This is a genomic window from Arthrobacter sp. RCC_34, from assembly GCF_041360795.1.
In the GTDB taxonomy this organism is placed as follows: Bacteria; Actinomycetota; Actinomycetes; order Actinomycetales; family Micrococcaceae; genus Arthrobacter_E.
The window spans coordinates 1,387,744-1,402,584 of sequence record NZ_JBFUPW010000001.1; the positions used below are offsets into that span (position 1 = coordinate 1,387,744).

The window sequence follows — 14,841 nt, forward strand, 5'->3', positions numbered from 1 at the left end:
CCGAGGAGGAACCATGGCAGGCCAGGAACAGATCAACCCGAGCTCGCGCGGCGAGGAGCAGATCGAGGAGTCGGACGCCCCGGCGCCCGCAGCCCCCGCGGCTCAGGCCAGTGAGGCGACGCAGGGCGTGGACGACCTGCTCGACGAGATCGACGGCGTGCTGGAACAGAACGCCGAGGAGTTCGTCCGCGGCTTCGTCCAGAAGGGCGGCCAGTAGGCCGTGTCCAGGGACGCCGCCCGCCTGCCCGCTGAGGCCAGCGCCTCCTTCCTGGAGCACCTGACGGCCACCAGGCCGGAGCTGCTGCCGTTCGGTCAGGCGGCGGCGCAGGGCACCGTGAGCCTTCAGGTGCCCCATGCCACCACGATCGTGGCGCTGCAGACCGCCGGCGGCGTCCTGATGGCGGGGGACCGGCGCGCGACCATGGGCAATCTGATCGCGTCGCGGACCATGGAGAAGGTGTTCGCCGCGGACGAGAGTTCCCTCCTGGGCATCGCGGGCACCGCGGGCCTGGCCGTGGACATCGTCAAGCTCTTCCAGGTGGAGCTGGAGCACTACGAGAAGATCGAGGGCACCCCGCTCAGCCTCGAGGGCCGGGCCAACCGGCTCGCGGCCATGGTGCGGGGCAACCTCGGCATGGCGCAGCAGGGCCTGGCCGTCGTGCCGCTCTATGCCGGCTTCGAACCCGCCCTGGCCTCCGGTCGGATCTATTCCTACGACGTGACGGGCGGCCGCTACGAGGAGCACGAGCACCACAGCGTGGGGTCCGGCTCCACGTTCGCCCGCGGTGCCCTCAAGAAGCTCTGGAAGCCCGGGCTCGAGGAGGCCGACGCCGTGCGGGTCGCGGTCGAGGCGCTGTATGACGCCGCGGACGACGACTCCGCCACCGGTGGGCCGGACCTCGTGCGCCAGCTCTGGCCCGTGGTCTATGTGGCCGACGCCGAAGGAAGCCGGCGGGTGCCGGACGACGTGGTGAAGGGCATCGCCGCTCAGGTGCTGTCGGGACGCACCGCACAGGGACGGGAGGCCTGAGATGTCACAGCAGTTCTACGTCTCGCCGGAACAGATCATGAAGGACCGGGCCGACTTCGCCCGGAAAGGCATCGCCCGCGGCCGGTCCGTGGTGGTGGTGTCGTGTGCGGCGGGCATCGCCCTGGTCGCCGAGAACACCTCCAACTCCCTGCACAAGATCGGGGAGATCTACGACCGCATCGCCTTCGCGGCGGTGGGCAAGTACAACGAGTTCGAGAGCCTGCGGCAGGCCGGGGTGCGGTACGCCGATGTCCGGGGCTATTCCTATGACCGGAGCGACGTGACGGCCCGGGGCCTGGCGAGCGTGTACGCCCAGAGTCTGGGCACCGTCTTCACCGCGGAGCAGAAGCCGTTCGAGGTGGAGCTGGCCGTCGCCGAAGTGGGCGCCACCCAGGCGGGGGACCACATCTTCCGTCTGACCTTCGACGGCTCGATCACGGATGAACGCAGCTTCGTGGCCATGGGCGGTCGCAGCGACCGGGTGACGGAAGTGCTCCGCGCGGGATGGCGCGCCGATCTGGCGCTGGGCGAAACGCTGCGGCTGGCCACGCGGGCCCTGGCTGCGGCCACGGCGGCACAGGACGCCGTCGCGACCGGCGGGACGAATGAGCCCGACGGCGGCGCCGCGCGAGTGCCCGAACGTCCGGAACCCCCGGCTCCGGTGGCGGCGGTGGGCCTTGAGGTCGCCGTCCTGGACCGCGAACCGGCCAGCTGGCGATCCCGCCGCAGAGCGTTCCGGCGGATCGGGCAGGATGCGCTCCAACGGCTGCTGGAGGAGTGACCGCGGCCGAAGGCGGCGATCGGTCCCGACCTCGGGACGAACGGATGTGGTGATGGCGGACGCAGCTGGGTGAACGTGAGCTGAATGTCTGTGGACTGAATGGAAAGGGCGGCATGGACCGGCGGATTTTTGGCATTGAGACGGAGTTCGGCATCTCCTACGTGGGGAGCAACACCCGCCGCCTGGCCCCGGAGGAAGCGGCGCGTTACCTGTTCCGCAAAGTCGTGAGCTGGGGGCGCTCCTCGAACGTCTTCCTGGCCAATGGCTCCCGCCTCTATCTCGACGTCGGCTCCCACCCGGAGTACGCCACCGCCGAGTGCGATTCACTGCCTCAGCTCATCGCCCATGACAAGGCGGGTGAGCTCATCCTGGAGGAGCTCTGCCATGAGGCCGAGGAGCGTCTGGCAGCCGACGGCTTCGAGGGCAGGATCTTCCTGTTCAAGAACAACACCGACTCCGCGGGCAACTCCTACGGGAGCCACGAGAACTACCTGATTCCGCGGAAGGGGGAGTTCAACCGCCTGGCGGACGTCCTCATCCCGTTCCTGGTCACCCGGCAGCTGCTCGTGGGCGCGGGGAAGATCATCAACACGCCGCAGGGCTCGCTGTACGCGTTCTCGCAGCGCGCCGACCACATCTGGGAAGGCGTCTCCTCGGCCACCACCCGCTCCCGTCCGATCATCAACACCCGGGACGAGCCGCACGCCGACGCCGAGTACTTCCGGCGGCTCCACGTGATCGTGGGCGACTCCACCATGTCCGAGACCACGGCTCTGCTGAAGACCGGTGCGGTGGACCTGGTGCTCCGTGCGCTCGAAGCCGGCGCCATGATGCGGGACATGCGGATGGAGAACCCCATCAGAAGCATCCGGGAGATCTCCCGAGACCTCAGCGGGCAGGTGCTCGTCAAGCTCGCCACGGGTCGTCAGCTCACCGCGCTCCAGATCCAGGAGGAGTACTTGCAGTGGGTCACCGACTTCGTGGAACGCGAAGGGGCGCACCACGAGCACGTCGGCCAGATCCTGGACCTGTGGGGCCGCACCTTGGAGGCGGTCCGTTCCGGTGATCACAGCGGCATCGACACCGAGATCGACTGGGCCATCAAGAAGAAGCTCATGGACCGCTATGCGCTGCGGCACGGGCTCGGGTTGGATTCGCCGCGTCTGGCGCAGATCGACCTCACCTACCACGACATCTCCCGGAAGCGGGGCCTCTTCTATCTGACCGAGCAGCGCGGTCTGGCGCGTCGTGTGGTCACGGAGGAGGCCACCCGGGAGGCGGGCACGACGGCGCCCCAGACCACCCGCGCCCGGCTCCGTGGTGAGTTCGTCCGGAAGGCCCAGGAGCTCGGCCGGGACTACACGGTGGACTGGGTCCATCTCAAGCTCAACGACCGGGCGCACCAGACCGTCATCTGCAAGGACCCGTTCGCCGCACATGACGAGCGGGTGGACGCGCTGATCGCCAGCATGGGCTGAGCGGCCGGCGTCGGGCGACTTCACAGCCTGCTCCGTTACGATGGTGGGCGTGCCTGTCCCCGGATGGGCCCGGACCCCCTGATTTCTAGTGGAAAGACGACCATTGCGACGTATTCTCGCGGCATTCGTCCCCGCCGTTCTCCTGCTGACGGCCTGTGGCAACCCCTCCGAGCCCAGCAGCCAGCCGGCCGGCGACACCTCCAAACTCAGCACGGTGAAGATCAGCGATCAGGGAGCCGACAAGGCCCCTCGCGTCGAGTTCGCCAAGCCCCTGTCCGTCTCCGAGACCACCATCAAGGTCCTGCGTGAGGGCAACGGGGAGCGGATCAAGGAGAACCAGAAGGCGGAAGTCGGCTACCTCGCCTACAACGGCCAGGACGGCTCCCAGCTGGCGGACACCTATCTTTCCAAGCACGAGTCCCTTCCGGTCAACGATGCGCTGAAGAAGGGCAATGAGCCCCTCTACAAGGCCATCCTCGGCGTGAAGCAGGGCTCCGATCTGGCGATCGCCATGCCCGGCCAGGGCGGGACCGGCCCCACGCAGCTGCTGGTGCTCCACGTCTTCAGCGCCTCCGACATCGCGCCGGTCCTCTCCAAGCCGGAAGGCGACGCCGTCACCCCGCCGGCCGGCCTGCCGAAGGTCACGGTGAACGACAAGCAGGAGGCGACGATCGACGTCAAGGGCGTCGCCGCTCCCAAGCAGCTCATCGCCCAGGACCTCATCAAGGGCAAGGGCGCCGAGGTCAAGAGCACCGACACCATCGTGGCCAACTACACGGGTGTCCGCCTCGCAGACGGCAAGGTTTTCGACTCGAGCTTCAAGACCGGCAAGCCGGCGACCTTCCCGCTCACCGGGGTCATCCCGGGCTGGACCAAGGGACTCACGGGTAAGACCGTCGGCTCCCGCGTGCTGCTCGTCATTCCGGCAGCGGATGCCTATGGCGCCAAGCCGACCGACGGCCGTCCCGCGGGTGATCTGGTCTTCGTCGTGGACATCCTCGGCGTCCAGTAAACTTCACACCGCCTGAAACCCGGCACCACCCGAAACCTGAAGAGGAGCACCCATGTCATTCGGTCAGCGTGATTACGACCGCACCAAGCCGGAGATCGAGTTCCCGGAAGGGGATGTCCCCACCGAGCTGCGCATCGTCGACCTCATCGAGGGCGACGGCGCCGAAGCCACTCCCGGCTCCACCGTCTCGACCCACTACGTCGGCGTCGCCTGGTCCACCGGTGAGGAGTTCGACTCCTCCTGGGGCCGTGGCGCACCGCTCGACTTCCGCGTCGGCGTCGGCCAGGTCATCCAGGGCTGGGACCAGGGCCTCCTCGGCATGAAGGTGGGCGGCCGCCGTCGTCTGGAGATCCCGTCCGAGCTGGCGTACGGCTCCCGTGGCGCCGGCGGGGCGATCGCTCCGAACGAGTCCCTCATCTTCGTGGTGGACCTCGTCGGAGTCCGCTGAGTCTCCGTCCGTCAGGACATCGCAAGGGCCGCTTCCCTCAGGGGAGGCGGCCCTTGGCGCATGTCAGGGCCGGTCTTTAGTACGCTGGGCTGGTGTCCGCACGAAAGACCGAACGAATCCTCAACCTGCTGATCGCGTTGCTGTCCAGCCCCCGCGGCCACACCAGGGCCTACCTGGAGTCCACCGTCTACGCCTACTGCCGCGCGGAGGGCATGAACGACGCCGCGATCGAACGCATGTTCGAACGCGACAAGGCCGAACTCCGGGACATGGGCGTCCCCCTGGAGGTCGTGGACGACGAGACGTTCGACGTCGATGAGTCCTCCGGCACCCGGTACCGCGTCAACCCGGACGACTACCTGCTGCCCGTCCTGCAGCTCACCGCCGAGGAGCGGCTGCTGCTGCAGCTCGCCGCCCAGCTCTGGGAGCAGGCGAGCCTCCGCTCGGCGGGCAGTGCAGCGCTCCGCAAGCTCACGGACGGCCAGGATCCCGACGACGGCGCCCCGGCGCCCGTGCTGCCCCGCGTCACGACGGGCGGCGCGGCCCTCGAAACGCTCCACCATGCGCTGGCGGGCCGCCATCCGGTCCGGTTCGGCTACCGGGCCGCCGGGGCGGGGGAGACCGCCACACGTCGTCTCGAACCCCATGGACTCGGCAACCGCTCGGGCCAGTGGTACGTCGTCGGCCATGATCTGGACCGCGACGCGGAGCGGACCTTCCGGCTGAGCAGGATCACCACCTCCGTCGAGGTCGAGGAGCGGAAGCGGTTCGCCCCGCCGCGGGACTTCTCCATCGCCGCCGCCCTCGATTCGATGGAGGCCTATCCGGAGCAGCACGCCGTGGTCCGTCTGCCGCACGGCGGGGGAGCGCAGTGGCGCGTCAGGGCCGCTCAGGTCGACGGGGACCACGCCACCATCAGCTACCAGGATGAATCAGCCTTCCTGGACGAACTGGCCGCCCTTGCCCCGACGGTGCAGGTCGTCGAACCGGCCCGGCTGCGGGACGCCGTGATCGCCCGTCTCCGGAGTGCTGCGGAGGCCCTGTCCCGTCCCGCCGGGGTGACCGAATTCCGGACTCCGCCCGTCAAACGGGGGCCGAAGTCCTCGTCGGAGACGACGGTTCGTCGGCTCCTGGGGATGATCCCGTTCCTCGTGCGCCATGGCGGGATCCTCAAATCGGAACTCGCGGCCGAGTTCGGCATCACCGGCCGCCAGCTCGACGACGACCTCGAGCGCATCATGATGGTCGGCCGTCCCGAGGGGTACCACAACGACCTCATGGACATCGTGGACGACGGCGAGCGGGTGTGGATCAACAACGCCCTGGATCTCGCCCAGCCGATCCGGTTCTCCCCGGAGGAGGCCTGGACGCTCCTGGTGGGCCTTGACGCGCTCTCCGAACTGGGCATCGGCGGGGACGCCGGGTCGATCGAGTCGCTGCGGCTCCGGTTGGCGGGCGCGGCGGGGGACTCGCTCGCCCTCGCGGAGGCGATCAAGGTCCGCATGGCGCCGTCCGGCAGCCTCGGCCGGCACCTGGAGCAGCTGCGGGACGCGATCGGCCGCGGAGTCCGTGTCCGCATCGGCTATGTGGTCCCGAGCCGCGACGAGCTGACCGAGCGGCTCATCGACCCCCGCAGGCTGCGCTCGGTCGATCAGCAGTGGTACCTGGATGCCTGGTGCCACCGGGCCGGCGCCCCTCGGAACTTCCGTCTCGACCGGATCGCCTCCCTCGACGTGACCGCGGAACCCGTCGACGCCAGCCTGTGGGACGGCGCGGTGGACGAGGAGCCGTTCACCGTCCGTGAACGGGCCCCGCGCGTCCTGGTGATCTTCTCCCAGGAGTCCCGCTGGCTCGCCGCGCGCTACAACGCGCTCCGCACCGCGACCCTGGACGACGGCGACGTGCTGGCGGAGCTCGCCGTCGCGTCCCCTTCCTGGCTGGCCGGGCTCGTGGCCCAGACCGCGGGCACCGTGCGGGTGGTCTCGCCGTCGTCTGTCGTGGACCAGGTGAACGAGTGGCTCGCCAAGGGGCTGGATTCCTACGGCGTCCCGTCACTCAGAGAGAATTCTCAGGCAGGGAAAGGTAGGCTGGAGTGATGCCGTGGTGGTCCTGGATTCTGATCTGGGTGGCGATCCTCGCCCTCAGCGCTCTGCTGTTCGTGGTGCTCGGAATCAAGCTTTTCCGACAGTTCACGGCCATGATGCGTCAGCTCGGGTCCGCGGCGGATATGCTGTCCGGGTTGGACTCGGACAGTCCGCGCACACCGCTTCCCGAACATCGTCTGGAAGTCCTCGGAATTCACGCTGATCCCGAGGAGATGCGCATCCGCTATGAGGCGGGGAAGGCCGAGCGCCGGGAACTTCGGCGGCAACGTCGTGTGGTCCGTCGTGCAGCGGCCCACCGGGCACAGAAGCTGCGCGATGTGGGCCTTGAGCGCCCTATGATTTAAGAAAGAGAAAGGACCCCGACATGGGACGACTTTTTGATGGCCCCTGGCCCATCGTGATCATCATCATCGTGGCGCTGCTGCTGTTCGCGGCCCCCAAGCTTCCTCAGATGGCGCGCAGCCTCGGACAGTCGATGCGCATCATGAAGTCCGAGGTCAAGCAGATGAAGGACGAGAGCCCTTCCAAGAACAAGGCCGAGGAGCCCGTTGAGGGCAAGGTCGTGCAGCACCCCGAAGCTGCCCCGAAGGACAACGGCGAGCAGACCCCGCCGTCCGGCAACGCCTAAGGCGAAGTGGCACTCAGCAAAGGCCCTCGGAGGAATCCCGAGGGCCGCATGGCCCTCCTCGATCACTTCAAGGAACTGAAGAACCGGCTCCTCAAGAGCCTGGTCGCCCTGGCTGTCACCACCGTGGTCGGGTGGTTCCTCTATCCGCCGGTGATCGCCTCGTTGTCGGCTCCTCTGGAGCAGATCGCTCAGGAGATGCACCGGAACGCCTCGATGAACTTCTCGTCGATCGCGTCGCCGTTCGAGTTCCAGCTGCGGATCGCGATCCAGATCGGTCTGGTCATCTCCAGCCCGGTGTGGATCTACCAGATCTGGGCTTTCGTCACGCCGGGTCTGACCCGTAAGGAACGCAAGTTCACCCTGGGCTTCATGGCGGCGGCCATTCCGCTGTTCCTGGTCGGCGTGTACGTGGCGTGGTCCGTGATCCCCAACATCGTCCGGGCACTGCTGCACTTCACACCGGACAACGCATCCAACCTCATCAGTGCCGATGACTACCTGACGTTCGCGACGCACACCATGCTCTTCCTCGGGCTGGCCTTCCTGGTCCCGGTGATCCTGGTGGGCGTCAACCTCATGGGTGTCGTGAGTGGCAAGACGATCCTGAAGGCCTGGCGCATCACGGTGTTCGCCGTCTTCGTTCTGGCGGCCATCGCGGCTCCGGGCGCAGACGCGATCTCCATGTTCATGCTGGCGCTTCCGCTGCTGGCCCTGTTCTTCCTGGCCATCGGGATCTGCCTGTTCAACGACAAGCGCCGCGCACGCCGTGAAGGCAAGGAGGCCGAGGAGACGGATGCCTCGGCGGACGTCGCGACGCCGACGGAGGATCTCGGGAAACTCTGAGACACTCTTCACAAGACCGGTCCCGAGGGGCCGGTCTTGCTGTTTAAGCCGTCGTGGCCCGGCACGGAGCGGAGCTGAATGCCGATACCCTTGAGTAATGCCTCAAATGAGTGAGCCCCTGACTCCCGCCGAGAAGTACGCCGCGGCCAAAGCCAGGAACAGCGAGAGCAACAGCGCACTCCGGGCATTCCGGCAGACCCTCGCCTTCGAGCTCGACGACTTCCAGGTCGACGCCTGCCGCGCTTTGGAAGAGGGCCGCGGAGTCCTGCTCGCGGCGCCGACGGGCGCCGGAAAGACCATCCTCGGTGAGTTCGCCGTCTTCTGTGCGCTGCGTCAGGGTCGGAAGGCCTTCTACACCACGCCCATCAAGGCGCTGAGCAATCAGAAATACAGCGAGCTGGCCGAGAAGTACGGCGCCGACCAGGTGGGTCTGCTCACGGGCGACACGAACATCAACGCGCACGCGCCCATCGTGGTGATGACCACCGAAGTGCTGCGGAACATGCTGTACGCCGATTCGGATGCTCTGACGGGCCTCGCCTATGTGGTCATGGACGAGGTGCACTACCTCGCCGACCGGTTCCGGGGCGCCGTCTGGGAGGAGGTCATCATCCATCTCCCGCGCGAGGTCCAGCTGGTCTCCCTGAGCGCCACCGTGTCCAACGCGGAGGAGTTCGGCGCCTGGCTGGCCGCCGTCCGAGGCGACACGGCGATCGTCGTCTCCGAGCACCGGCCCGTGCCCCTGTGGCAGCACGTGATGGCCGGGCGGCAGGTCCTGGACCTGTTCGCTGAGCCGGAACCGACCGGCGCCGAGGACGACGCCGAAGCCCCGGTTCATCTCGAGGTCAACCCTGAGCTGCTCAAGATGGTCCGCAGCCCTTCCGGCTCGTCCGGCCGCCGCGGCCCGCAGTCGGTCCGTGGCAGGAAGCGCCACGACCGCGCTCATGGCCGGAGCGAACCGCGGACCACCGTGCCGCGGGTCTCGCGGCCGGCCGCCATCCAGGCGCTCGAATCCCGCGGGCTGCTGCCGGCGATCTACTTCATCTTCTCCCGCGCCGCCTGTGACGCCGCCGTGCAGCAGTGCGCGGCCGCCGACCTCTGGCTGACCACCGAGCGGGAACGGCAGATCATCGCCGCCCGTGTCGATCAGGCCAGCCGGGACATCCCCAGTGAAGACCTGGATGTCCTGGGCTTCTGGGCGTGGCGGGACGGTCTGCTGCGGGGTATCGCCTCGCACCACGCCGGGCTCCTGCCGGCCTTCAAGGAGACGGTCGAGGACCTCTTCGCGGAGGGCCTCGTGCGGGTCGTGTTCGCCACCGAGACGCTCGCTCTCGGCGTCAACATGCCGGCCCGCGCCGTCGTCCTGGAGAAGCTCGACAAGTTCAACGGCGAATCCCGGGTGGGCATCACCGCGGGGGAGTACACCCAGCTGACGGGCCGCGCCGGACGGCGGGGGATCGACGTCGAAGGCCATGCCGTGGTCCTGTGGCACGAAGGCATCGATCCGCAAGCGGTGGCCGGTCTGGCCTCCAAGCGAACCTACCCCCTCAACTCGAGTTTCCGTCCCGGGTACAACATGTCCATCAACCTGCTCGCCCAGTTCGGGCGTGGCCGGTCCCGGGAGATCCTCGAGTCGTCGTTCGCGCAGTTCCAGGCGGACCGGTCCGTGGTGGACCTCGCCCGGCAGGTCCGCAGCCGCGAGGAGTCCCTCGAAGGGTACGCGGAGGCCATGCGCTGCCATCTCGGTGACTTCGAGGAATACGCCCGGCTGCGCCAGGAGCTCTCCAGCCTGGAGGGCCAGGCGGCCAAGGAGAACAAGCGGGCCGCCCGGAACTGGATGGTGTCCTCACTCACCAAACTCATGCCCGGCGACGTCATCCACCTGGACGGTGAGCGGGTGCAGGGATACGCCGTCGTCCTCAATGCGGACACCAACGCGCACGAGCCGCGCCCCGCGGTGCTGACCAACGATCACCAGCTGCGGCGCATCGGCCTGGGCGATCTGCAGGGTCCGGTGGACGCACTGTTCCGGGTGCGCATCGGGAAGAACTTCAACGCCAAGACGCCCAAGGACCGGCGCGCTCTGGCCTCGACCATGCGCCACGAGCTGTACAAGCGGGGCATCCTCGACGGCACGACCGGTCTCAACGGCCCCAAGGCGCGCCGTAAGGCCGAAGGGAGCAGGGACACCGAGGCACGGATCGTGCAGCTCCGCAAGGAGATGGCGGCACACCCCTGTCACGGCTGCCATGACCGGGAGAACCATGCCCGCTGGGGCGAACGGTGGTGGCGCCTGAGGGCGGAGACCGACACGCTGCTCGCCCAGATCCAGGGCCGGACCAACACGATCGCCCGCACCTTCGACCGCCTCTGCGGTCTCCTGGAGGAATTCGGCTACCTGGAATCCCGCTACGGCAAGGAGCAGATCACCGAGACGGGCAAGCGCCTGCGCAGGATTTACGGGGACCGGGACCTTCTCATCGCCCAGGCCCTGCGGGAAGGCGCCTTCGACGATCTGGACGCCGCGGAGATGGCGGCGTTCGTCACCGTGCTCCTGTATCAGTCCAAGCGCGACGACGGCACGGTGCCTCCGCGCATGCCGAGCATCTCGCTGGAGAGCGCGGTGGAGATCGTGGTCCGGGAATGGGAGCGCCTCTCCGAAGCGGAGAAGCGGCACAAGCTCCCGCTCACGGCCGAACCCGAGCTGCAGCTCATCTGGCCCATGTACAAATGGGCCAAGGGACGCCGTTTGCAAGAGGTTCTGACCGGCAGCGATCTGGCCGCCGGTGACTTCGTCCGCTGGGTCCGGCAGGTCATCGACCTGCTCGATCAGATCGCGGGCGTCCCCGGTCTGGACCCGCGGGTCCAGCGCATCTGCCGCGAAGCGATCACCCGGGTCCGCCGCGGCGTGGTGTCCTATTCATCCCTGAGCGAGTGAGCCAGGGGCAGAGGAAACAGGAAGTGTGAGGTCAGCAATGAACGACGGACGGTCCGGCACCGCATCAGGGCTCAGGCTGTATGTCAACGGCAGCGTGTATTCGGCGGCGGACCCGTTCGCCACGGCCATGCTGGTGGACGGCGACACGGTCGCCTGGATCGGCTCGGAACAGGCGGCGCAGTCCCTCCGCGACGACCGCATGGAGCTGATCGATCTCCGCGGGGCGCTCGTGGTGCCCGGGTTCGTGGACTCGCACGTCCATCTGACGGAGACGGGTCTGGCCCTCGCCTCCCTGGACCTGAGCACGGTCCGCTCGGCCCGTGAGCTCCTGGACGCGGTGTCCGGCGCCGCCTCCGGACTCGAAGCGGGAGCGACCGTGTTCGGGCACTCCTGGGACGAGTCCCGGTGGGTGGATTCCACGCTTCCCACGCTCGACGAGCTCGAGAGGGCCGCGGGCGGACGTCCGCTGTACCTGACGCGCATCGATGTCCATTCGGCGCTCGTCAACCGTGCTTCGCTGGCCGTGGCGGGAGACCTCACCGGACTGCGCGGGAATTCCGGCGGTTCCGTGCTGAGCCTCGAAGCCCACGCAGCGGTGCGGCAGGCCGTGCGTCGCTTCGGTTCTGTGCAGCGCGAGGAGTACCAGAAGGTGGCCCTGGACGCGGCGGCGCGTCAGGGCTATGTGGCTCTCGCCGAGATGTCCGGGCCGACCATCGCCGGGATGGACGATCTGCGGAGGGCCGTGGCCTGGAACGACGTGCCGGGCGCCGGGCCGCGGGTCCTTCCGTACTGGGGAGAGGCCGTGGAGAACGTGGAGCAGGCCAGGGCGCTGCTCGAGGAGCTCGACGTCCCCGTGCTGGGGCTGGCCGGTGATCTGAACATCGACGGCTCCCTGGGATCCCGCACGGCCCTGCTCCGCGCCGATTACACGGACGCCCCGGGCAACGCCGGATCCCAGTACCTCTCCGCGGAGGCGGCCGCGGAGCACCTCATCGCGTGCACGGAGCTGGGGCTCCAGGGCGGCTTCCACGCCATCGGCGACGGCGCACTCGACGTCGTCGTCGACGCCCTGGACCGCACCTCGGCGCGGCTGGGGGAGTCCGCCGTCCGGCGCGCGGGTCACCGCGTGGAACACGCCGAGATGCTCGACGCCGGCCACATCGCGGCGCTCGTCTCTCACTCCGTGAGTGTCAGCGCGCAGCCGGCGTTCGACGCCGCCTGGGGTGGACCCGACGGCATGTATGCCCAGCGTCTCGGTTCACGCTGGGCGTCGATGAATCCGTTCGCCGACCTCTACCGCGCCGGCGTGCCTCTGGCCTTCGGCAGCGATGCCCCGGTCACGCCGCTGCGCCCCTGGGACAGCATCCGCGCTTGCCTGGACCACCGGTCCGAGGGGCAGGGCATCTCTGCACGTGCGGCATTCGTCGGGCACACCCGGGCCGGGTGGCGCGCCGCGCGGGACTCCAACCCGCTCAACGGCCAGCTGGTCCCCGGGGCTCCTGCCAATTTCGCCGTGTGGGAGGTCGAAAGCCTCATGGTCCAGGTCGCCGACGACCGGGTGGCGTCCTGGAGCACCGACCCCCGCGCCCGCACCCCCCTGCTCCCGGCGCTGGACGGGGCCGAGCCGCGGTGCCTCCAGACCGTGTCGGAGGGCGTGGAGCTGTACCGCTCCGAGGAGATCTGAAGGAAGACCCTCAGAAAAACCGGTTGACCGACCTTCCTTGAACCCCCTCCTGAACTGCGACGAAGCATGTCCTTGCAGTTCAAGGCCGGGGTTGACAGTGAGTTCGTGGACCGTAGAGTTGTACATCACGGGTGGTCATGAGGTCTCTTAGGCCATCCAGCCTCATCGGCAGGACAGCTCAGGGAACCGGCCAGGCCGGAGATCCCCGCGTCACGGTGGCGGCACGTCTGAACGGGCCTGGTGGTAGCAGAAAACAGTTGTAGCGGACATGTGTGTGCCGTCTGCGACTGGTCCTTCTCCACCGGGCCCGTTCTTGTCTCAGCCGGGACCGCGACCGGGGGAGCGCCCCCGGAGGACCGGGGTTGACCGGAGGGCCTCGGGCGCGTGACTTATAATGGGACTTTGCGCCCTGCCGGCACCCTCGGTGACCGAGCGGCGCGGCCAGCTGTCCCGAGCAGAATGGAAAGCCTCTTTGCGCGTCCTGACCATCATCCCCACGTTCAACGAACTCGAGTCCCTCCCGAAGACGCTCGCTCGGGTGCGCGCCGCGGTTCCGGCCTCCGATGTCCTCGTGGTCGATGACAACAGCCCGGACGGGACGGGACGCCTGGCGGATCAGATCGCGGCCGAGGACTCCCAGGTCAAGGTGCTGCACCGCAAGGGCAAGGAAGGGCTCGGCGCGGCGTACATCGCCGGCTTCAAGTGGGGCCTCGGCGAAGGCTATGACGTCCTGGTGGAGCTCGACGCCGACGGTTCGCACCAGCCGGAGCAGCTCCCCGAGCTTCTGACTGCCCTTGAAAACGGCGCCGATCTGGCGATCGGCTCACGCTGGGTGCCCGGGGGAGAGGCCGTCAACTGGCCGGCTCACCGTCAGCTGATCTCCCGGTGCGGCTCCTTCTACGCGCGGACCATGCTCGGGCTCCCGATCCGTGACCTCACCGGCGGGTACAACGCCTTCCGCGCCTCCACTCTGCGGGCCATCGATCTGGATCTCGTGGAGTCGAAGGGTTACGGCTTCCAGGTGGACCTCAAGTGGCGTACGGCCAAGGCCGGCCTCACCATCAAGGAGGTTCCGATCACTTTCGTCGAGCGCGAGTTCGGCACCTCGAAGATGAGCGGCAACATCGTGGTGGAAGCCATGATCAACGTGACCAAGTGGGGCCTGAACGCCCGCTGGAACGCCCTCACGGGCGGCCGCAAGCGCTGATCCACCAGGGCGCTGATCAACCAGCGCCGGAAGGCGCTCCGCTCAGGGTAGACCTCGCTCGGGGTGGACCTCGCTCAGGGTAGACCTCGCTCGGGGTGGACCCTGTTCGTGGTAGACCGGAGACAGCGAACTGAGACAGAGGAAGGGCCGGAACCCACGGGTTCCGGCCCTTCCTTCATGTCGTCGTCCAGCAGTGTCAGCTGGCGCGTGCTCCCCGGCGTTCGCGGAGGATCTTGAGGCGGTCCTCAAGGATCTGCTCCAGCTCGGGGATGGAACGGCGTTCCAGCAGCATGTCCCAGTGGGTACGGGCGGCCTTCTCATTGACGTCGACCGGCTTCTCACCGTCCACCAGAATGGCTTCCTTGCCGGTCTTGGACGTCCAGACCGGGGGGATCTCCGCTTCGGCGGCAAAGGTCACGAAAACCTGCTCACCATCGGCGCAGCGGTACTCCACGCGCTGGCGCGGCGCCGGCTCCACACCGGATTCGCTCTCCATGCTCTGTGCGCCAAGGCGCATGCCTCGCAGGCTGCGATCGCTCATTTGTTCTCCCTCGCTGACCGGGTTCCACGGCACTCACCCTGGCTTGGTGAGCCAGGGAGGATACCCTGTCGAATGCAACGCTTCCAGAGGGGGACTTGTTCCCGCTCCAGGGCGCAACCACCTATTTTACGGCACCGGAGCCCGTT

At 68.0% G+C, this 14,841-nt stretch carries 14 protein-coding genes; 13 read left to right on the top strand and 1 reads right to left on the bottom strand.

The genetic code is table 11. From position 1 onward, the window contains the following. Positions 1-13 precede the first annotated feature (13 nt). The 13 genes from AB6732_RS06555 (at position 14) to AB6732_RS06615 (ending at position 14,154) form a co-directional block, all read left to right on the top strand. Entirely contained in the window at positions 14-217 is a 204-nt protein-coding gene (locus tag AB6732_RS06555) for a ubiquitin-like protein Pup (protein WP_370959199.1), read from the top strand. A 3-nt stretch (positions 218-220) separates the two neighbouring features. Then, positions 221-1,030: a proteasome subunit beta gene (gene prcB / locus AB6732_RS06560; RefSeq protein WP_370959200.1), complete on the top strand. Its 810-nt coding sequence runs from the start codon at positions 221-223 to the stop codon at positions 1,028-1,030. 1 nt (position 1,031) lies between these two features. Continuing rightward, on the top strand, positions 1,032-1,811 hold the full coding sequence (prcA, locus tag AB6732_RS06565) for a proteasome subunit alpha (protein WP_370959201.1): 780 nt from the start codon (positions 1,032-1,034) through the stop codon (positions 1,809-1,811). 113 nt (positions 1,812-1,924) lie between these two features. Further along, positions 1,925-3,289: a Pup--protein ligase gene (gene pafA / locus AB6732_RS06570; RefSeq protein ID WP_370959202.1), complete on the top strand. Its 1,365-nt coding sequence runs from the start codon at positions 1,925-1,927 to the stop codon at positions 3,287-3,289. Between the two features lie 103 nt (positions 3,290-3,392). Further along, positions 3,393-4,301: an FKBP-type peptidyl-prolyl cis-trans isomerase gene (locus AB6732_RS06575; protein WP_370959203.1), complete on the top strand. Its 909-nt coding sequence runs from the start codon at positions 3,393-3,395 to the stop codon at positions 4,299-4,301. Between the two features lie 52 nt (positions 4,302-4,353). Further along, the gene (locus AB6732_RS06580; RefSeq protein WP_066212464.1) at positions 4,354-4,749 is read left to right on the top strand and encodes an FKBP-type peptidyl-prolyl cis-trans isomerase; all 396 of its coding nucleotides are present in this window, start codon (positions 4,354-4,356) and stop codon (positions 4,747-4,749) included. A gap of 92 nt (positions 4,750-4,841) precedes the next feature. After that, complete coding sequence (locus AB6732_RS06585) at positions 4,842-6,845, top strand: helix-turn-helix transcriptional regulator (protein WP_370959204.1); 2,004 nt, start codon at positions 4,842-4,844, stop codon at positions 6,843-6,845. Beyond that, on the top strand, positions 6,845-7,198 hold the full coding sequence (locus AB6732_RS06590; protein WP_370959205.1) for a hypothetical protein: 354 nt from the start codon (positions 6,845-6,847) through the stop codon (positions 7,196-7,198). The genes AB6732_RS06585 and AB6732_RS06590 overlap by 1 nt, the downstream gene beginning before the upstream one ends. 20 nt (positions 7,199-7,218) lie before the next feature. After that, on the top strand, positions 7,219-7,482 hold the full coding sequence (tatA, locus tag AB6732_RS06595; protein ID WP_370959206.1) for a Sec-independent protein translocase subunit TatA: 264 nt from the start codon (positions 7,219-7,221) through the stop codon (positions 7,480-7,482). Between the two features lie 48 nt (positions 7,483-7,530). Continuing rightward, a complete protein-coding gene (gene tatC, locus AB6732_RS06600; RefSeq protein ID WP_370959608.1) occupies positions 7,531-8,325 on the top strand; it encodes a twin-arginine translocase subunit TatC in 795 nt (264 codons plus the stop codon). Between the two features lie 97 nt (positions 8,326-8,422). Beyond that, positions 8,423-11,263 (top strand): DEAD/DEAH box helicase, encoded by a 2,841-nt coding sequence (locus tag AB6732_RS06605; RefSeq protein WP_370959207.1) that lies wholly within the window; start codon positions 8,423-8,425, stop codon positions 11,261-11,263. Between the two features lie 37 nt (positions 11,264-11,300). After that, positions 11,301-12,947 (top strand): amidohydrolase, encoded by a 1,647-nt coding sequence (locus AB6732_RS06610; protein ID WP_370959609.1) that lies wholly within the window; start codon positions 11,301-11,303, stop codon positions 12,945-12,947. Positions 12,948-13,419: 472 nt separating this feature from the next. Next, positions 13,420-14,154: a polyprenol monophosphomannose synthase gene (locus tag AB6732_RS06615; RefSeq protein ID WP_370959208.1), complete on the top strand. Its 735-nt coding sequence runs from the start codon at positions 13,420-13,422 to the stop codon at positions 14,152-14,154. Positions 14,155-14,350: 196 nt separating this feature from the next. On the opposite strand, the gene AB6732_RS06620 is transcribed toward AB6732_RS06615, so the two are convergent. Further along, on the bottom strand, positions 14,351-14,695 hold the full coding sequence (locus AB6732_RS06620) for an RNA polymerase-binding protein RbpA (protein ID WP_370959209.1): 345 nt from the start codon (positions 14,693-14,695) through the stop codon (positions 14,351-14,353). Positions 14,696-14,841 lie beyond the last annotated feature (146 nt).

Coding starts and splice junctions, on each gene's coding strand:
- AB6732_RS06555 (WP_370959199.1), top strand. CDS start 14: ATGGCAGGCCAGGAACAGATCAACCCGAGCTCGCGCGGCGAGGAGCAG.
- prcA (WP_370959201.1), top strand. CDS start 1,032: ATGTCACAGCAGTTCTACGTCTCGCCGGAACAGATCATGAAGGACCGG.
- pafA (WP_370959202.1), top strand. CDS start 1,925: ATGGACCGGCGGATTTTTGGCATTGAGACGGAGTTCGGCATCTCCTAC.
- AB6732_RS06580 (WP_066212464.1), top strand. CDS start 4,354: ATGTCATTCGGTCAGCGTGATTACGACCGCACCAAGCCGGAGATCGAG.
- AB6732_RS06590 (WP_370959205.1), top strand. CDS start 6,845: ATGCCGTGGTGGTCCTGGATTCTGATCTGGGTGGCGATCCTCGCCCTC.
- tatA (WP_370959206.1), top strand. CDS start 7,219: ATGGGACGACTTTTTGATGGCCCCTGGCCCATCGTGATCATCATCATC.
- tatC (WP_370959608.1), top strand. CDS start 7,531: ATGGCCCTCCTCGATCACTTCAAGGAACTGAAGAACCGGCTCCTCAAG.
- AB6732_RS06605 (WP_370959207.1), top strand. CDS start 8,423: ATGCCTCAAATGAGTGAGCCCCTGACTCCCGCCGAGAAGTACGCCGCG.
- AB6732_RS06610 (WP_370959609.1), top strand. CDS start 11,301: ATGAACGACGGACGGTCCGGCACCGCATCAGGGCTCAGGCTGTATGTC.
- AB6732_RS06620 (WP_370959209.1), bottom strand. CDS start 14,695: ATGAGCGATCGCAGCCTGCGAGGCATGCGCCTTGGCGCACAGAGCATG.